Origin of the sequence: Streptomyces sp. NPDC001890 (genome assembly GCF_042891445.1) — a bacterium.
Taxonomy (GTDB): domain Bacteria; phylum Actinomycetota; class Actinomycetes; order Streptomycetales; family Streptomycetaceae; genus Streptomyces.
This window is the reverse complement of sequence record NZ_JBIATE010000003.1, coordinates 543,570-561,871: the sequence shown is the minus strand read 5'-3', so window position 1 is coordinate 561,871 and position 18,302 is coordinate 543,570. Positions and strand designations below refer to the sequence as shown.

The 18,302-nt window shown below is 70.0% G+C and carries 17 protein-coding genes; 9 read left to right on the top strand and 8 right to left on the bottom strand.

The genetic code is table 11. The features are described 5' to 3' along the window. The first annotated feature begins 127 nt into the window (after window positions 1-127). From acs to ACFYY1_RS13925, 5 genes are all read left to right on the top strand, one after another. Window positions 128-2,125, top strand: coding sequence for an acetate--CoA ligase (gene acs, locus ACFYY1_RS13945; RefSeq protein ID WP_388584401.1), 1,998 nt, complete (start codon window positions 128-130; stop codon window positions 2,123-2,125). 231 nt (window positions 2,126-2,356) lie between these two features. Further along, window positions 2,357-3,763, top strand: a complete 1,407-nt coding sequence (gene nhaA, locus ACFYY1_RS13940) for a Na+/H+ antiporter NhaA (protein WP_388584399.1) — start codon at window positions 2,357-2,359, stop codon at window positions 3,761-3,763. Between the two features lie 47 nt (window positions 3,764-3,810). Continuing rightward, complete coding sequence (locus ACFYY1_RS13935) at window positions 3,811-4,344, top strand: phage holin family protein (RefSeq protein ID WP_388584397.1); 534 nt, start codon at window positions 3,811-3,813, stop codon at window positions 4,342-4,344. Then, window positions 4,341-5,522: an alpha/beta fold hydrolase gene (locus ACFYY1_RS13930; protein WP_388584394.1), complete on the top strand. Its 1,182-nt coding sequence runs from the start codon at window positions 4,341-4,343 to the stop codon at window positions 5,520-5,522. Before ACFYY1_RS13935 ends, ACFYY1_RS13930 begins: the two co-directional genes overlap by 4 nt. Window positions 5,523-5,628: 106 nt before the next feature. Further along, window positions 5,629-5,832: a hypothetical protein gene (locus ACFYY1_RS13925; RefSeq protein ID WP_266915029.1), complete on the top strand. Its 204-nt coding sequence runs from the start codon at window positions 5,629-5,631 to the stop codon at window positions 5,830-5,832. 66 nt (window positions 5,833-5,898) lie between these two features. Here the strand turns inward: ACFYY1_RS13925 and ACFYY1_RS13920 are convergent, their stop codons facing one another. The 3 genes from ACFYY1_RS13920 to nth form a co-directional block, all read right to left on the bottom strand. Continuing rightward, a complete protein-coding gene (locus tag ACFYY1_RS13920; RefSeq protein ID WP_388584391.1) occupies window positions 5,899-7,104 on the bottom strand; it encodes a MarP family serine protease in 1,206 nt (401 codons plus the stop codon). An 88-nt stretch (window positions 7,105-7,192) separates the two neighbouring features. Further along, a complete protein-coding gene (locus ACFYY1_RS13915) occupies window positions 7,193-7,996 on the bottom strand; it encodes an NUDIX hydrolase (protein WP_388584389.1) in 804 nt (267 codons plus the stop codon). A 107-nt stretch (window positions 7,997-8,103) separates the two neighbouring features. Beyond that, window positions 8,104-8,958 carry an endonuclease III gene (gene nth / locus ACFYY1_RS13910; RefSeq protein WP_388584717.1) on the bottom strand — a complete coding sequence of 285 codons (855 nt, stop codon included), beginning with the start codon at window positions 8,956-8,958 and terminating at the stop codon, window positions 8,104-8,106. A gap of 361 nt (window positions 8,959-9,319) precedes the next feature. On the opposite strand from nth, the gene ACFYY1_RS13905 reads away from it, so the two are divergent. Next, window positions 9,320-9,994, top strand: coding sequence for a Crp/Fnr family transcriptional regulator (locus tag ACFYY1_RS13905; RefSeq protein ID WP_014046869.1), 675 nt, complete (start codon window positions 9,320-9,322; stop codon window positions 9,992-9,994). Window positions 9,995-10,063: 69 nt separating this feature from the next. On the opposite strand, the gene ACFYY1_RS13900 is transcribed toward ACFYY1_RS13905, so the two are convergent. From ACFYY1_RS13900 to ACFYY1_RS13885, 4 genes are all read right to left on the bottom strand, one after another. Next, the gene (locus tag ACFYY1_RS13900) at window positions 10,064-10,894 is read right to left on the bottom strand and encodes an MBL fold metallo-hydrolase (protein WP_388584386.1); all 831 of its coding nucleotides are present in this window, start codon (window positions 10,892-10,894) and stop codon (window positions 10,064-10,066) included. Beyond that, entirely contained in the window at window positions 10,891-11,865 is a 975-nt protein-coding gene (locus tag ACFYY1_RS13895) for an NUDIX hydrolase (protein ID WP_388584384.1), read from the bottom strand. Before ACFYY1_RS13895 ends, ACFYY1_RS13900 begins: the two co-directional genes overlap by 4 nt. Window positions 11,866-12,025: 160 nt before the next feature. Then, the gene (locus tag ACFYY1_RS13890) at window positions 12,026-12,496 is read right to left on the bottom strand and encodes a RidA family protein (RefSeq protein WP_114245273.1); all 471 of its coding nucleotides are present in this window, start codon (window positions 12,494-12,496) and stop codon (window positions 12,026-12,028) included. Further along, window positions 12,496-12,654, bottom strand: coding sequence for a DUF4177 domain-containing protein (locus ACFYY1_RS13885; protein WP_003967454.1), 159 nt, complete (start codon window positions 12,652-12,654; stop codon window positions 12,496-12,498). Before ACFYY1_RS13885 ends, ACFYY1_RS13890 begins: the two co-directional genes overlap by 1 nt. Window positions 12,655-12,737: 83 nt before the next feature. On the opposite strand from ACFYY1_RS13885, the gene ACFYY1_RS13880 reads away from it, so the two are divergent. After that, the gene (locus ACFYY1_RS13880) at window positions 12,738-13,760 is read left to right on the top strand and encodes an ArsA family ATPase (protein ID WP_388584381.1); all 1,023 of its coding nucleotides are present in this window, start codon (window positions 12,738-12,740) and stop codon (window positions 13,758-13,760) included. Further along, complete coding sequence (locus tag ACFYY1_RS13875; protein WP_388584379.1) at window positions 13,757-15,160, top strand: ArsA family ATPase; 1,404 nt, start codon at window positions 13,757-13,759, stop codon at window positions 15,158-15,160. Before ACFYY1_RS13880 ends, ACFYY1_RS13875 begins: the two co-directional genes overlap by 4 nt. Before the next feature lie 13 nt (window positions 15,161-15,173). Here the strand turns inward: ACFYY1_RS13875 and ACFYY1_RS13870 are convergent, their stop codons facing one another. Then, window positions 15,174-15,524, bottom strand: a complete 351-nt coding sequence (locus ACFYY1_RS13870; protein ID WP_176740522.1) for a WhiB family transcriptional regulator — start codon at window positions 15,522-15,524, stop codon at window positions 15,174-15,176. Window positions 15,525-15,910: 386 nt separating this feature from the next. Between ACFYY1_RS13870 and ACFYY1_RS13865 the strand changes: the two genes are divergently transcribed. Next, a complete protein-coding gene (locus ACFYY1_RS13865) occupies window positions 15,911-18,157 on the top strand; it encodes a transglycosylase domain-containing protein (RefSeq protein WP_388584376.1) in 2,247 nt (748 codons plus the stop codon). Window positions 18,158-18,302 lie beyond the last annotated feature (145 nt).

Below are 18,302 nucleotides of genomic sequence, written 5' to 3'. Positions count from 1 at the left end.
CCCCTCCGCACTGCGCCGTACCGCGTCGCACCGCACGTGGATGCGGGACCGTGTCTCCATACACGAGACACAGGTCTAAACCAATTCCGGGCAGACACTTGTCACCCGGCCTTTGGCCTGATGAGCTATGCCCCGGGACACAACGGACACCCTGGGAATGGGAGATGTCGTGAGCAACGAAAGCTTGGCCAATCTGCTTCGTGAGGAGCGGCGGTTCGCACCGCCTGCCGATCTGGCCGCGAACGCCAACGTCAAGGCGGAGGCGTACGAGCAGGCCGAGGCGGACCGGCTGGGCTTCTGGGCAGAGCAGGCCCGTCGCCTGACCTGGGCCACGGAGCCGACCGAGACGCTCGACTGGAGCAACCCGCCCTTCGCGAAGTGGTTCGCGGACGGCAAGCTCAACGTCGCGTACAACTGCGTGGACCGCCACGTCGAGGCCGGCAATGGCGACCGGGTCGCCATCCACTTCGAGGGCGAGCCCGGCGACAGCCGCGCCATCACCTACGCACAGCTCAAGGACGAGGTCTCCCGCGCCGCCAACGCCCTCATCGAGCTCGGTGTCGGCAAGGGCGACCGGGTCGCCGTCTATCTGCCGATGATCCCCGAGGCCGCCATCGCGATGCTGGCCTGCGCCCGCATCGGCGCCGCCCACTCGGTGGTCTTCGGCGGCTTCTCCGCCGACGCCATCGCCACCCGCATCCAGGACGCGGACGCCAAGGTCGTCATCACCGCCGACGGCGGCTACCGTCGCGGCAAGCCGTCCGCGCTCAAGCCCGCCGTGGACGACGCCGTCTCCCGTATCGACAGCGTCGAGCACGTCCTCGTGGTCCGGCGCACCGGGCAGGACACCGCGTGGACCGAGGGCCGCGACGTCTGGTGGCACGAGATCACCGGCCGGCAGTCCGCCGAGCACACCCCCGAGGCCTTCGAGGCGGAGCAGCCGCTCTTCATCCTCTACACCTCCGGCACGACGGGTAAGCCGAAGGGCATCCTGCACACCTCCGGCGGCTACCTCACGCAGGCGGCATACACCCACAACGCGGTCTTCGACCTCAAGCCGGAGACCGATGTCTTCTGGTGCACCGCCGACATCGGCTGGGTGACCGGCCACTCGTACATCGTCTACGGCCCGCTGGCCAACGGCGCGACGCAGGTCATGTACGAGGGCACGCCCGACTCCCCGCACCAGGGGCGCTTCTGGGAGATCGTGCAGAAGTACGGCGTCACGATCCTCTACACCGCGCCGACCGCGATCCGTACGTTCATGAAGTGGGGTGACGACATCCCCGCCAAGTTCGACCTGAGCAGTCTCCGGGTCCTCGGTTCGGTCGGTGAGCCGATCAACCCCGAGGCGTGGATGTGGTATCGCAAGCACATCGGCGCCGACAAGTGCCCGATCGTGGACACCTGGTGGCAGACCGAGACCGGCGCGATGATGATCGCGCCGCTGCCGGGCGTGACGGAGACCAAGCCGGGCAGCGCCCAGCGCGCCCTGCCCGGCATCTCGGCCACCGTCGTCGACGACGAGGCCAACGAGGTTCCGAACGGCGGGGGCGGCTACCTCGTCCTCACCGAGCCGTGGCCGTCGATGCTCCGCACCATCTGGGGCGACGACCAGCGCTTCATCGACACCTACTGGTCGCGCTTCGAGGGCAAGTACTTCGCGGGCGACGGCGCCAAGAAGGACGAGGACGGCGACATCTGGCTGCTCGGCCGGGTCGACGACGTGATGCTGGTGTCCGGGCACAACATCTCGACCACCGAGGTCGAGTCGGCGCTCGTGTCGCACCCCTCGGTCGCCGAGGCGGCCGTGGTCGGTGCCGCCGACGCGACGACCGGCCAGTCCATCGTCGCGTTCGTGATCCTGCGCGGTACGGCCGACGCCTCCGACGAGCTGGTCGCGGAGCTGCGCAACCACGTCGGTGCCACGCTCGGCCCGATCGCCAAGCCGAAGCGGATCCTGCCGGTCGCCGAGCTGCCGAAGACCCGATCCGGCAAGATCATGCGGCGTCTGCTGCGTGACGTCGCCGAGAACCGCGAGGTGGGCGACGTCACCACGCTGAGCGACTCCTCGGTGATGGACCTGATCCAGGCCCAGCTGCCGTCGTCCTCCTCCGAGGACTGACCACGGCGGACAGAACAGAGCAGTACGTCCCCGAGGGGCATCCGGCAACGCGCCGGGTGCCCCTCGGGCATCTAAGGTGAAGATCACCGGATACAACCCCGCGCACCACGGGTACAGTGGCAGTTGCGTAAATAAGGCAATAAGAAATCTCCACAGGGTGTGCCGGGAAGTCTGGTCGGCAAGTGCATCAGCCATGCCATCGCTGCCGTACCGACCCGGAGGTCTCCCCTCGTGGCCGCGCCCACCCCCGCACCCCCGTCGCCCCGCCGCACCCTGCTCGGACGGCTGTCCCTCCCCGAGCGGAACTACCTCGCGGAGGCCCTGCGCACCGAGACCGTCGGCGGCATGATCCTGCTGGTCGCCGCAATAGCCGCCCTGGTGTGGGCGAACACCTTCGGTTCCAGTTACGCGTCCGTCAGCGACTTCCACTTCGGCCCCGCGTCGCTGGGCCTCAACCTCTCCGTGGAGCACTGGGCGGCGGACGGGCTGCTCGCGATCTTCTTCTTCGTCGCGGGCGTCGAGCTCAAGCGGGAACTGGTCGCGGGCGAGCTCCGCGACCCGAAGGCAGCCGCCCTCCCGGTCGTCGCCGCACTCTGCGGAATGGCGATCCCGGCCCTCGTCTACACGCTGGTCAACGTGGTCGGCGGAGGTTCTACGGGCGGCTGGGCCGTCCCGACCGCCACCGATATCGCCTTCGCGCTCGCCGTCCTCGCGGTCATCGGCACCTCGCTGCCGAACGCGCTGCGCGCCTTCCTGCTGACCCTCGCCGTCGTCGACGACCTCTTCGCGATCCTGATCATCGCGGTCTTCTTCACCGAGAAAATCGACTTCATGGCGCTGGCCGGCGCCTTCATCGGCCTGGCCGTCTTCTACCTGCTGCTGCGCAAGAACGTACGTGGCTGGTACATCTACGTACCGCTCGCCCTGGTCATCTGGGGCCTGATGTACAACAGCGGCGTCCACGCGACGATCGCCGGTGTCGCGATGGGGCTGATGCTGCGCTGCACCCGGCGGGACGGCGAGACCCACTCGCCCGGCGAGCACATCGAGCACCTGGTCCGCCCGCTGTCGGCCGGTCTCGCCGTACCGCTGTTCGCCCTCTTCTCGGCCGGTGTCTCCCTCTCCGGCGACGCACTGGCGGACGTCTTCACCCGGCCCGAGACCCTCGGTGTCGTCCTGGGCCTCGTCGTCGGCAAGACCGTGGGCATCTTCGGCGGTACGTGGCTGGCCACCCGTTTCACCAAGGCGGAGCTGAACAAGGAGCTGGCCTGGGCGGACGTCCTCGCGGTCGCCTCACTCGCCGGCATCGGCTTCACCGTCTCGCTGCTCATCGGCGAGCTGGCCTTCGCCGGCGACGAGGGCACGATCAACGAGATCAAGGCCGCCGTACTGATCGGCTCCCTGACGGCCGCCGTGTTCTCCGGTGCACTGATCAGACTCCGGGTGCGCAGATACCGGGCGCTGCACGACGCCGAGGAGCTCGACGAGGACGAGGACGGGGTGCCGGACATCTACGAACAGGGCGACCCGGCGTACCACCTGCGGATGGCCGCGATCCACGAGCGGAAGGCGGCCGAGCACCGTCGCCTTGCCCAACTGGCGGGGGCAGCGAGCAACGAGCCGGACAGTCCGGCATGATCTGACACCAGATGTGTTGAGCAGCAGGACTGGAGAGGGAGTCAGGGATGAGCGACCCCGGCAACAACGCGGGCAGCGCCGACCGCAGTCTCGGGCAGCTGGTCGCCGCGGCGACGGCCGAGATGTCCGCACTGGTGCACGACGAGATCGCCCTGGCCAAGGCAGAGGTGCGGCAGGACGTCAAGCGCGGGGCGATCGGCAGTGTGGCGTTGATCGTCGCGGCCGTGCTGCTTCTGTTCATGATGCCGATGCTGAGCTTCGCGGCCGCCTACGGGATCCACAACCTGGGTCTGGGTCTGGCGTGGTCGTTCCTGATCGTGGCCGGCGGGTTCTTCCTCCTGGCCGTCCTGCTGGGGCTGATCGGCTGGCTCAAGTTCAAGAAGGTCAAGCCGCCGGAGAAGTCCATCGCTTCGGCGAAGCAGACGGCGGCCGTGCTGCAGGGCGTCAAGCCGCACCCGCGGCCCGCCGTCACGGCGAGGGCGAGTCTTCCGACCGCCTCGGGCAGCACGCTGGCGGGCAAGGGCGCGGAGAAGGCTCCGGTCCAGGAAAAGGGCTCCTCTGTGGCACGCTCGTCCACATGACGGTCCCCGATTCCAGCGCATTCGACCCGGTAGGCCCCGTAGGCCCGGAAGGTCAGGCCGCCCCTGCGGACAGGGACGGCCGGACAGGCTCGGGCAGCCGGGCAGGCTCGGGCGGCACCTCAGCCCCTGCAAGCTCTTCGGGCTCTACGGGCTCTGCAAGTTCTACGGGCTCTACGGGCCCTGCAAGCTCAACCGGCTCAACGGCCTCGGTCGGCCCGGCCGCCCCAGCCTCCCCAACCCGCTCCCCCGCCCCGGCCGGCTCCGGCGGTCCCGTGCGGATCGACGGGCCGTGGACCCACCGGGACGTCGCGGCGAACGGCGCGCGTTTCCACATCGCCGAGCTCGGCGAGGGCCCGCTGGTGCTGCTGCTGCACGGCTTCCCGCAGTTCTGGTGGACCTGGCGCCACCAGCTCACCGCCCTGGCCGACGCCGGTTTCCGGGCCGTCGCGATGGACCTGCGCGGGGTCGGCGGCAGCGACCGCACGCCCCGGGGTTACGACCCCGCCAACCTGGCGCTCGACATCACCGGTGTGATCCGCTCGCTCGGCGAACCGGACGCGGCCCTGGTCGGCCATGACATGGGCGGCTACCTCGCCTGGACCGCCGCGGTGATGCGTCCGAAGCTGGTGCGCCGCCTCGTGGTCTCCTCGATGCCGCATCCGCGCCGCTGGCGCTCCTCGATGCTCTCCGACTTCGCGCAGTCCCGGGCCGGCTCGTACGTCTGGGGTTTCCAGCGCCCGTGGGTACCGGAACGTCAGCTCGTCGCGGACGACGCGGCGTTGGTCGGCCGGCTGATCCACGAATGGGCCGGCCCCCGGACCCCTGACTTCCCCGACGACGCGACGGTGGACGTCTACCGCCGCGCGATGTGCATCCCGTCGACGGCGCACTGCTCGATCGAGCCGTACCGCTGGATGGTGCGTTCCCTCGCCCGTCCTGACGGAATCCAGTTCAACCGGCGGATGAAGCTGCCGGTGCGGGTACCGACGCTGCACCTGCACGGTTCACTCGATCCGGCGATCCGCACCCGGAGCGCGGCAGGCTCCGGCGAGTACGTCGAAGCGCCCTACCGTTGGCGACTTTTCGACGGTCTGGGGCACTTCCCCCACGAGGAGGACCCGGCCGGGTTCTCGGCCGAACTCATCAGCTGGCTCAAGGATCCGGAGCCCGATCGGTAGCCGTAGGGGCACGGTTGTCCGTCGAATGGCCAATTGCCCGGCGCATAGGCCAATTGGCTGACGGATGGGCGGTTACCGACCATGAGGCACGGGCAGACGTCCCGGTATGGGCTGGACGCACGACTTCGGTGACGCAGCACGCAACCGCCGCTCGACCGCCACGGCGAGTCCGAGCACTCATGAGGGGGGCGGCCCCCAGGGCCGGGTGCACGATATGCGGGTTCTGCACGACCCCCGACTCGGTATTCCGCGCATTCTGCGCCGTCGGGCCCGCTGGGTCTCGGCGCGGCTGCGCCATCCACGCGGATGATGTCTGCCCCGGTCGGCCGGTGAGAGTTCACCGGCCGGGCGGGACTTCATCACACTTCCAAGGCGCTCAGAGCGCGCACGCCTGACTGTCGACCTGCTGGTTTGCGGTGCGGCCGCGCGCGATGTCCTGCCGGATCTCGTCGGCCGTCAGCGCGTAACCGGTGTCGGGGTCGTCGAGCGACTTGGCGAACACGACGCCGTACACCTCGCCCGCGGGGGTCAGCAGCGGTCCGCCGGAGTTGCCCTGACGGACCGTCGCGTAGAGCGAGTACACGTCGCGGTGGACGGTGCCCCGGCGGTAGATGTCCGGGCCGCCGGCTTCGATACGGCCCCGGACCCGCGCCGCCCGTACGTCGTACGAGCCGTTCTCCGGGAACCCCGCGACGATGGCGCTGTTCCCCGTCCGGGCGTCTTGGTCGGTGTCGGCGAACCGCAGCGGCTTCGCGTCGAGGTCCGGTACGTCGAGCACGGCGATGTCGCGCCGCCAGTCGTACAGGACGACCTTCGCGTCGTACAGCCGTCCCTGGCCGCCGATCTGGACGGTCGGCTCGTCGACCCCGCCGACGACATGGGCGTTGGTCATCACCCGGCGGTCGGAGAAGACGAAGCCGGTGCCTTCGAGGACCTTGCCGCAGCTCGGGGCCGTGCCGACGACCTTGACGATGGACTGCTTGGCGCGGGCCGCGACGGGGCTGCCCACCAGCGCCGGGTCCGGAGCCTTGACCTCGGTGATCGGCTCGTTGGCGAACGGGCTGAAGACCTGCGGGAAGCCGTTCTGCGCGAGGACCGAGGAGAAGTCCGTGAACCAGGTGGAGGCCTGGGTGGGCATCACCCGGGAGATGCCCAGCAGGACCGAGGAGCTGCGGACCTCCTTGCCCACCGTCGGCAGCGTGGTGCCGGCCAGCGCGGAGCCGATGAGCCAGGCGACCAGCAGCATCGCGACGACGTTGACCAGGGCGCCGCCGGTGGCGTCGAGGGCGCGCGCGGGCGACCAGGTGATGTACCGGCGGAGCTTGTTGCCCAGGTGGGTGGTGAAGGCCTGGCCCACCGAGGCGCAGACGATCACGATGACGACGGCGACGACGGCTGCCGTCGACGAGACCTCGGAGCCGTCCGTCAACTGGTCCCACAGGACCGGCAGCAGATAGACGGCGACGAGGCCGCCGCCCAGGAATCCGATCACCGACAGGATGCCGACGACGAACCCCTGTCGGTAGCCGACGACCGCGAACCACACGGCGGCGGCCAGCAGCAGGATGTCCAGCACGTTCACCGTCTATAGCCTCGCAGATTCGTCGCCGGGCCCGTTCCTTCTGCTGGTTCCGGGCGGGGCCGGACAGCACAGCACGGGAGTCAGCCTGTCATGCGCGCCAGTCGAGCGGCACCTGCTTGGCCCTGTCCCAGGGGCGCTCCCAGCCCGCGAAGTGCAGAATTCGGTCGATCACTCCGGCCGTGAAACCCCAGACCAGAGCGGATTCGACCAGAAATGCCGGGCCCCGGTGACCGCTGGGGTGGACCGTGGTCGCGCGGTTGGCCGGATCCGTGAGATCCGCCACGGGAACGGTGAAGACCCGGGCCGTCTCGCCCGGATCGACGACGCCGACGGGACTGGGCGAGCGCCACCAGCCGAGGACCGGTGTCACGACGAAGCCGCTCACGGGGATGTAGAGCCGGGGCAGCACGCCGAAGAGCTGAACTCCGCGCGGATCGAGACCGGTCTCTTCCCGGGCCTCCCGCAGAGCGGCCCTGAGCGGCCCTGTCGTCGCCTGGTCGCCGTCCTCCGGGTCCAGGGAGCCGCCGGGGAAGGAGGGCTGCCCGGCGTGGGAACGCAGGCTTCCGGATCTCTCCATGAGGAGCAGCTCGGGGCCGCGCTCCCCCTCGCCGAAGAGCACGAGCACGGCGGACTGCCGCCCCGCCCCGCTCTCCGGCGGGAGGAAGCGGCTGAGCTGGTCGGGCTCGATGGTGCGCGCGGCGCGGGCCACGGGGTCGAGCCAAGCGGGCAGCCCCTCGGTCGTGACGGTGATCGCGCCGTCCTCGCCGGCGCCCGCCGTGGCGGCGGCCGCCGCGACCGCCGCTGCGGGGCTGACCGCCGCGGGGCCGGCCGCTGCCGGGTTTCCCGCGGCGGAGGCGGCTGCCGTTTCCGTGCTCTGTTCGTGCGTCTTCATAGGCACCCCTCGTCTCACAACGCCTGTCATCACGCATTTCGTTCCGGCCGTTGCGGTCATCCGTGCCGTTCCGGCCACATCGGCCGTCCGGCAGCCGGTGCCGGGCGTCAGCCCGCTCCGAGAGCCGGTGCGGGCCTGCCGGGGTAGTCCGCGGGCGGGCTCAACCGCTGGCCCGGCTGTCCGCCCATCTCGTACTTCAGCAGCTTCCTGGCCTTCTCCGGATCCGTCTCGCCCTCGCCGTACGCCGGGCAGAGCGGGGCGATGGGACAGGCGCCGCAGGCGGGCTTACGGGCATGGCAGATGCGGCGGCCATGGAAGACGACCCGGTGCGAGAGCATCGTCCACTCGCTCTTGGGGAAGATCGTGGCGATCTCGGCCTCGACCTTCTCCGGGTCCTCCTGCTCCGTCCACTTCCAACGGCGGACCAGACGGCCGAAATGGGTGTCGACGGTGATCCCGGGGACGCCGAAGGCATTGCCCAGCACGACGTTGGCGGTCTTCCGGCCGACCCCCGGAAGCGTGACGAGATCGGCGAGCCGGCCCGGTACCTCACCGCCGAAGTTGTCCCTGAGCGCCACGGAGAGGCCTATCAGCGACTTGGTCTTGGCCCGGAAGAAGCCGGTCGGCCGGATCAGCTCCTCCATCTCCTCCGGGACGGCGGCGGCCATGTCCTCGGGGGTGGGGTAGGCGGCGAAGAGTGCGGGAGTGGTCTGGTTGACCCTCAGGTCGGTGGTCTGGGCGGAGAGGACCGTGGCGACCAGGAGCTCGAAGGGATTTCGGAAATCCAGCTCGGGATGGGCGTACGGATAGAGCTCGGCGAGCTCGCGGTTGATCTTGCGGGCCCGGCGCACCATCGCCAGCCGCGACTCCGGCTTCGTCGTCTTCGCCGTCGTCTTTGGCTTCGTCGTGGCCTTCACTGCGGCCGCCGTGCCCTTCGTCTTCGCCGTCGTCGTGGCCTTCACTGCGGCCGCCGTGCCCTTCGTCGTGGCCTTCGCAGCCGCCTTCCTCACCGACGCGCCGGTGGGGCGTTTTGTCGCTCTTTCCGGGCGAATGGCACCCTGTTCGCCCACAGCGGAATCACGGCCTCCCGACACCCCATCAGCCCCCTTGGCCTGCGCTCTCACCGGCGATTTGGACACCCGGCCAGCCTAGAGCCACGCACCGGCATCTGCCCCCGTCACCGTGCATCCGCCACCAATCGGCCCCCTGCCGCACGATTGGGCACGCCCGTGCGTCAAACTGGTTTGTGATTGATCGCACTGTTTTACCGTCCGGCATGATGGGGACCACGGTTCCCTGAACAGGCCGACAAGGAGAGAACTCGTGGACGACGTTCTGCGGCGCGCCCCGCTTTTCGCGGCGCTCGATGATGAGCAGGCCGCGGAGCTCCGCGCCTCGATGAGTGAGGTGACCCTCGCACGCGGCGACGCGCTCTTCCACGAGGGCGACCCGGGCGACCGCCTCTACGTGGTCACCGAGGGCAAGGTGAAGCTCCACCGCACCTCCCCCGACGGGCGCGAGAACATGCTGGCGGTCCTCGGCCCCGGTGAGCTGATCGGTGAGCTGTCGCTCTTCGACCCGGGCCCCCGCACGGCGACCGCGACCGCGCTGACCGAGGTCAAGCTCCTCGGCCTCGGCCACGGCGACCTCCAGCCCTGGCTGAACGCCCGCCCCGAGGTGGCCACGGCCCTGCTGCGCGCCGTCGCCCGCCGCCTGCGCAAGACCAACGACCAGATGTCCGACCTGGTCTTCTCCGATGTACCGGGCCGCGTCGCCCGCGCCCTCCTCGACCTGTCGCGCCGCTTCGGCGTGCAGTCGGAGGAAGGCATCCACGTCGTCCACGACCTGACCCAGGAAGAGCTGGCCCAGTTGGTCGGCGCCTCCCGCGAGACGGTCAACAAGGCGCTCGCCGACTTCGCCGGACGTGGCTGGCTGCGCCTGGAGGCGCGCGCCGTGATCCTGCTGGACGTGGAGCGCCTGGCGAAGCGGTCCCGCTAGCCGGACCCCTCACTGCACGACGTGGAAGGCCCCGCCGCCCGGTGGGGCCTTTCCGCGTTCCGCCGCAGGTCAGATCAGCCCGTGTTCGCCCAGGTACTCCAGCTGGGCCAGCACCGAGAGCTCCGCGGCGGGCCACAGGGATCGGTCCACGTCCGCGTACACCTGCGCCACCACCTCCGACGCCGTCCGGTGCCCGGCCTCGACCGCCGTCTCCACCTGGGCCAGCCGGTGCGCCCGGTGCGCGAGGTAGAACTCGACCGCGCCCTGTGCGTCGTCCAGCACCGGACCGTGCCCCGGCAGCACCGTGTGCACGCCGTCGTCGACGGTCAGCGAGCGCAGCCTGCGCAGCGAGTCGAGGTAGTCGCCGAGCCGCCCGTCCGGGTGCGCGACGACCGTGGTGCCGCGCCCGAGGATCGTGTCCCCCGTCAGCACCGCCCGGTCGGCGGGCAGATGGAAGCAGAGCGAGTCCGCGGTGTGCCCCGGGGTCGGCACGACCCGGAGTTCCAGGCCGCCGGTGGTGATCACGTCGCCCGCGGCCAGCCCCTCGTCGCCCAGCCGCAGCGCCGGGTCCAGGGCGCGCACCTTCGTACGGGTCAGCTCGGCGAACCGGGCCGCGCCCTCCGCGTGGTCGGGATGCCCGTGGGTGAGGAGGGTGAGCGCGATCCGGTGGCCGGCCCGCTCGGCGGTGTCGATGACGGCCCGCAGGTGTATGTCGTCCAGCGGGCCCGGGTCGATGACGACCGCGATATCGGAGCCGGGCTCGGCGACGATCCAGGTGTTGGTGCCGTCCAGCGTCATCGGCGAGGCGTTGGGGGCCAGGACATTGACGGCGCGGGCCGTGGCGGGGCCGGACAGGACCGCGCCGCGCGGCTGTCCGGGCAGCGCTGCCGCATTGCTCATACGGATTCGCCTCCCACGCCACCGGGACCGCCACCACGACCGCCGCCGGGGCCGCTGCCCGGCGCCTCGACGGAGCCACCAGCGGGAACGTCACCGGCCGGCCCGCTCGGGATGTGTTTGGTGAACTCGTCGTGTCCCGGCCAGCTCAGCACCAACTCGCCGCCCTCCAGCCTCGCCTGTGCCAGCACCGGCGTGAGGTCCTGGGAGTCCGCTGCCTTCAGTGCCTCGGCGGCCGTCCCGTACGGCCTCAGTGCCCGCAGCGTCGACACGGTCGGCGGCATCATCAGCAGCTCGCCCCGGTCGTATCCGTCGGCCGCCTCTCCGGGCCGGATCCATACCGTCCGGTCGGCCTCCGTGGAGGCGTTGCGGGTGCGCTGGCCCTCGGGGAGCGCGGCGACGAAGAACCAGGTGTCGTAGCGGCGCGGCTCGAACTCGGGCGTGATCCAGCGTGCCCACGCGCCCAGCAGGTCCGACCGCAGCACCAGACCCCGCCGGTCCAGGAACTCGGCGAAGGACAGCTCCCGGGCGACCAGTGCCTCGCGGTCGGCCTCCCAGTCGGCACCCGTGATGTCGCCGACCACCGTGCCGGCGCCCGGCCCCGCGAGCAGGACACCCGCCTCCTCGTACGTCTCCCGGACCGCCGCGCAGACGATGGCCTGGGCCTCGGCCGGAGTCCCGACGCCGAGCCGCTCGGCCCAGCTCTCCAGCGCGGGCCCGGCCCAGCCGACGAGCCGGTCGTCGTCGCGCGGGTCGACCCCGCCACCCGGATAGGCGTACGCCCCGCCGGCAAAAGCCATGGAGGTCCGGCGGCGCAGCATGTGGACGGCGGGACCGCCCTCGGTGTCAGCGGCGGAATCCCGGAGCAGCATCACGGTGGCGGCCCGCTTCGGCGTCGCGGCGCTCAGCTCACCTGCGGCGAGTGCCCGGATCCGGTCGGGCCATTCCGGTGGGTACCACTGACCATTGGACATGGCCGGAGGCTATCCGGAACCGCGCCGATGTTCGAGAGGTGCAGTGATCCGTACACGCCCCGGACATGCCTGCACCCCCATGGAAACGGATGATCCCGCCCGGTCGTCGCGACCGGACGGGATCAGAAAAGGGAATGCGGGATTGAAAAGAACGTACGGCTCAGGCCCCGACCAGCTCGACCTGGACCTCGACCTCGACCGGCGCGTCCAGCGGCAGCACCGCGACGCCCACCGCGCTGCGCGCGTGCACGCCCTTGTCGCCGAGCACCGCGCCCAGCAGCTCGCTGGCACCGTTGATCACGGCGGGCTGCCCGGTGAAGTCGGACGCCGAGGCGACGAAGCCCACGACCTTCACCACCCGCGCGATCCGGTCCAGGTCGCCCGCGACGGACTTCACGGCGGCCAGCGCGTTGAGCGCGCAGGTCTTCGCCAGCTCCTTGGCCTCGTCGGGCGTGACCTCCGCGCCGACCTTGCCGGTGACCGCGAGCTTGCCGTCCACCATCGGCAGCTGGCCGGAGGTGTACACGTACACCCCGGACTGCACGGCCGGCTGGTACGAGGCCAGCGGCGGCACGACGTCCGGCAACGTCAGCCCGAGCTCGGCGAGCTTCGCCTCGACCGCGCCCGCCACTACGCCTTCTCCCGCTTCAGGTAGGCCACGAGCTGCTCGGGGTTGTTCGGGCCGGGAACGACCTGGACCAGCTCCCAGCCGTCCTCGCCCCAGGTGTCCAGAATCTGCTTGGTCGCGTGCACGAGAAGGGGCACGGTCGCGTATTCCCACTTGGTCATGGGCCCGACTGTAACGCCTGTGTAATCCCTGGCACGCGCAGCCTCGTGCGTAGCCTGCGGTGTGACTGGTTAGGCTCGAATACGTGAGCAGGTTCCAGGTCGTGAGCGGCAAGGGCGGTACCGGTAAGACCACGGTTGCCGCCGCCCTCGCGCTCGCCCTCGCGACCGAGGGCAGGCGCACCCTTCTCGTGGAGGTCGAGGGCAGGCAGGGCATCGCCCAGCTCTTCGAGACGGAGTCCCTTCCGTACGAGGAGCGCAAGATCGCCGTCGCGCCGGGCGGCGGCGAGGTGTACGCCCTCGCGATCGACGCCGAACGCGCCCTGCTCGACTACCTCCAGATGTTCTACAAGCTGGGCAGCGCGGGCCGGGCGCTCAAGAAGCTCGGCGCGATCGACTTCGCCACCACGATCGCCCCCGGTGTGCGGGACGTGCTGCTGACCGGCAAGGCCTGCGAAGCCGTACGCCGCAAGGACAAGCAGAACCGGTACGTCTACGACTACGTGATCATGGATGCCCCGCCCACCGGGCGCGTCACCCGCTTCCTCAACGTGAACGACGAGGTGGCGGGGCTGGCCAGGATCGGCCCGATACACAATCAGGCGCAGGCCGTGATGCGGGTGCTGAAGTCCCCCGAGACCGCGGTCCATCTGGTGACGCTGCTGGAGGAGATGCCGGTCCAGGAGACCGCGGACGGCATCGCCGAACTGCGCGCCGCCGAACTCCCGGTGGGCCGGGTCATCGTGAACATGGTGCGGCCCCATCTGCTGGACGAGGACACCCTGCGCACCGCCGCGGGCGGCCGCCGCAAGGAGATCGCCAAGACGCTGACCCGGGCGGGAGTGACCGGCTCCGCGGGGCTGGTGCGCCCGCTGGTCGAGCAGGCGGCCGAGCACGCCCAGCGGGTCGAGCTGGAGCGTGAACAGCGCGCCGTGCTCGCCGGACTGGAGCTGCCCGGGTACGAACTCCCGCTGATCGGCGAGGGAATGGACCCGGCCGGTCTCTACGACCTGGCGACCGAGCTGCGCAAGCAGGGCGTGGGCGAACCGGAGGACGAACCGGAGGACGAAGGGGCGGGACAAGGGGCGGGACAAGGGGTGGGTGCATGACACAGCGCACGGACGCGGCCACGACCGCGAGAACGGCCCCGGCCGCGTCGGTGGACGCGGCCGGCTCGACGGCCCCCGCGCTGGACACCGATGCGCTGCTCGACGATCCGGACATCCGGATCGTCGTCTGCTGCGGTTCGGGCGGCGTCGGCAAGACCACCACCGCGGCGGCCCTGGGCGTACGGGCGGCCGAGCGCGGCCGCAAGGTCGTCGTCCTCACCATCGACCCGGCCCGCAGACTCGCCCAGTCCATGGGCATCGACTCGCTGGACAACGTCCCGCGCCGGGTACCGGGCATCGACGGCGAGGGGGCCGGGGAGCTGCACGCCATGATGCTCGACATGAAGCGGACCTTCGACGAGATCGTCGAGGCGCACGCGGACGCCGAGCGGGCCCGCGCGATCCTGGAGAACCCCTTCTACCAGTCCCTGTCGGCCGGTTTCGCGGGCACGCAGGAGTACATGGCGATGGAGAAGCTCGGGCAGCTGCGCGCCCGCGACGAGTGGGACCTGATCATCGTCGACACCCCTCCGTCGCGCTCCGCGCTGGACTTCCTGGACGCGCCGAAGCGGCTCGGTTCGTTCCTGGACGGAAAGTTCATCAAGCTGCTGATGGCCCCGGCGAAGATGGGCGGCCGGGCCGGGATGAAGTTCCTGAACGTCGGCATGTCGATGATGACCGGCACGCTCGGCAAGCTGCTCGGCGGTCAGTTCCTGCGTGACGTACAGACTTTTGTCGCGGCGATGGACACCATGTTCGGCGGATTCCGTACCCGGGCCGACGCCACGTACAGATTGCTGCAGGCGCCCGGCACGGCGTTCCTCGTCGTCGCGACGCCGGAGCGGGACGCGCTGCGCGAGGCGGCGTACTTCGTGGAACGGCTGGCCGCGGAGGACATGCCGCTGGCCGGTCTGGTGCTCAACCGGGTCCATGGCAGCGATGCCGCCCGGCTCTCCGCGGAGCACGCCCTGGCCGCCGCAGAAAATCTTGACGGGGTCGGCATTGTGGATCAGACGGCCGGGAAGGCTGGACTTCGTGACCGGACCGACCGGTCGGCCACCTCTCCCGAGGCCGTTCCCACGCCCGACAACGCCGAGTACGAGTGCGAGGACACCGAAGACCGCGAGCCGACGCCGGGACACGTTCCCGATCCACCCGCTCCCGATACGTCCCGGGCCGCTTCCGTCGAGGAGCTGACCGCAGGTCTGTTGCGGCTGCATGCCGAACGGATGCAGGTGGTCGCGCGCGAGCAGCGCACACGTGACCGCTTCACCGCACTGCACCCCGAGGTCGCCGTGACCGAAGTGGCCGCGCTACCCGGTGATGTACACGATCTCGAAGGGCTCCGGGCCGTCGGAGACCGGCTCGCGACCGGTTCCGCCCCGGCCGGAGCTGCGTAACAACCCGCCGGTCCTATCCCACTGCGGCGTACCTCTCGTGCAGTTCGTCGTCGTCCAGCCCGATCGCCACGGGCAGGATGCCCGTCGACTGCTCGTACTCGCTGCGCGCGGTCTCCAGCAGCCGGCGCCAGGACGTGACGGTCGGTCGCCTGCGCAGCAGTGCGCGGCGCTCCCGCTCGGTCATTCCGCCCCACACGCCGAACTCGACGCGATTGTCCAGCGCATCGGCCAGGCACTCGGTCCGCACCGGACATCCGGTGCACACCGCCTTGGCCCTGTTCTGCGCTGCCCCTTGTACGAACAGTTCATCCGGATCGGTAGTGCGGCAGGCTGCCTGCGCACTCCAGTCGGTTACCCAGCCCATCACGGCGCCGTCCTCTCCCGAATCGAGGCTCCCCCACGGCGACAGCGGCATATTCACCGCTGCCAGTTGAGGACGTTACGGAAGGTGGCGACAGCACAACACCCCCTTCGGGCCCAATCTTGGATGGCCCGAACGGACTATGCGTATGCGGCAGATCACCCAGGGGAGTGATGCGAGGGCATACGCGACTATCCCGCCAGAATCGGGACAGTTCACCTGGATCACAACGGACGTTCAGTGACACACGAGGCGAATTCGGGAGCGCCTCAGCTTGTGGCCGGGTTGTGCACAGGGGTTGATGCGGAACCGGACTGCTGTGACAGTTGAGAGCAGCTTAGGCCAAGGCATATACGTGTGTCCGGCGAATGAGAACGTAGGCTGCCCCCATGCCAAAGAAGCGCTCGGGCGGGGGTCTCTCGACGACCCAGCAGGCCGCCAAGTTCCTCGGTGTCGCCGCGCTCTCCGGAGTCGTGCTCGCGGGCATCGCGCTGCCGGCCGCCGGAGCACTGGGCCTCGCCACCAAGGGAACGGTCGAGGGATTCGACGAGATCCCGGCCAATCTGAAGACTCCGCCGCTGAGCCAGCGCACCACGATCCTGGACAGCAAGGGCGGGCTGATCGCCTCGGTGTACTCGCGCGACCGCACGGTGGTCCCGCTGAAGGACATCTCGCCGTACATGCAGAAGGCGATCGTCGCGATCGAGGACGCCCGGTTCTACGAGCACGGGGCCATCGACCTCAAGGGCATCCTGCGCGCGCTGAACCGCAATGTGCAGGCGGGCGGGACCGCCGAGGGCGCGTCGACCCTGACCCAGCAGTACGTGAAGAACGTCTTCGTCGAGGAGGCGGGCGACGACCCGGACAAGGTCGCGCAGGCCACCCAGCAGACGATGGGCCGCAAGGTCCAGGAGCTGAAGTACGCGATCCAGGTCGAGGAAGAGCTCGGCAAGAAGAAGATCCTGGAGAACTACCTCAACATCACCTTCTTCGGGCAGCAGGCCTACGGCGTCGAGGCCGCCTCCCAGCGCTACTTCTCCAAGTCGGCCAAGGATCTGACGCTGGAGGAGTCCGCACTGCTGGCCGGCGTGGTGCAGTCGCCGAGCCGCTACGACCCGGTCAACGACACGGCCGAGGCCACCAAGCGCCGCAACATGGTGCTCCAGCGCATGGCGGACGTCGGGGACATCACGAAGGCCCAGGCCGAGAAGGCGAAGGCGACCCCGATCAGGCTGAAGGTCAAGAAGCCGCAGAACGGCTGCATCACGGCCGTCAGCGGCGCCGGCTTCTTCTGCGACTACGTACGCCACGTCTTCCTCACCGACCCGGTCTTCGGCAAGACGAAGGAGGACCGGGCCAAGATCTGGAACCGGGGCGGCCTGACGATCCGGACGACGCTCGACCCGCAGTCCCAGCAGTCGGTGCAGGCCTCGATCAAGAGCCATGTCTACAAGACGGACAAGGTCGCGACGGCCGTGACACTGGTCCAGCCGGGCACCGGCAAGATCATGGGCATGGGCCAGTCCAAGCCGTACGGCTTCGGGACCAACGAGACCCAGTACAACTACTCGGTCAACAAGTCCATGGGCGGCTCCAACTACGGCTTCCCGACCGGTTCGACGTTCAAGCCCTTCCTCGCGGCCGCGGCCATACAGGGCGGCAAGCCGGCCACGCAGGTCTATCCGTCCCCGTACGAGATGGACTACCCGGACACGGTGCGCTCCTGCGGGAAGCCGTGGGTCAACGACGGGGTGCCGAAGTATCACCTGGAGAACGAGAGCGAGACCGAGAAGGGCCCGTACGCGCTGCGGGAGGCGATGGAGATGTCGGTCAACACCTACTTCGTCCAGATGCTCCAGGACATCGGCATGTGCCCGGTCTCGCAGATGACCGACAAGCTCGGCGTGGTGCAGGGCGACGGCTCCAAGCTCCCGCAGAACCCGTCGACCCTGACCCTCGGCTCCAACGGTCTGTCGCCGCTGACGATGGCGAGCGCGTACGCCGCCTTCGCCAACCGCGGTACGTACTGCACGCCGATCGCCATGCAGTCGGTCAGCACGGCCGACGGCACTTCGCTGCCCGTGCCCAAGTCCTCCTGCTCGCAGGCGATGTCGCCGACCACCGCCGACACCATCAACACCCTGCTGCGCGGCGTGGTCGACTCCGGTACCGGCCAGGAGGCGGGTCTCCAGAACCGCGACAACGCGGGCAAGACCGGTACGACCGACGCCCGCAAGAACGCCTGGTTCGTCGGGTACACGCCGAACATGTCCGGCGCCGTCTGGGTCGGCAGCCCTTCCCAGAGCGTCGAGATGGAGGGCGTCACGATCGGTGGCGTGTACCAGGCCAAGGTGTACGGCGGACAGGTTCCCGGACCGATCTGGCGTGACGCGATGACGGGTGCCCTCAACGGGGTGGCCGCCCCCTCCTTCAACACCATCGACATCCCGGACCCGCCGAAGCACGACGATCGGGACAGGGACCGCGACCGCGGGGACGAAGGACGGCCCGGCGCCGGGGGCAAGAAGCCCGGCGACAAGAAACCGTTCCCCGGCATCACCATCCCGCCGAACCTGATCGGCGGGACCACCGGCGGCCACCGCGGCCAGACCAGCGGCGGCACGCAGGGCCCCTGAGCCGCACGGCTCATCCACATGAAGGTGGGGTGGGGGGGGGGGGGGGCCCCCCGCGCCCCCCCCCCCCAAGGGGTTTTGCGGGGGCCGGCCGGCCCCCCCGGCGGGGGGAGGTAGGACGGGGCCGCCCCCCCCCCGCGGCGCCGGC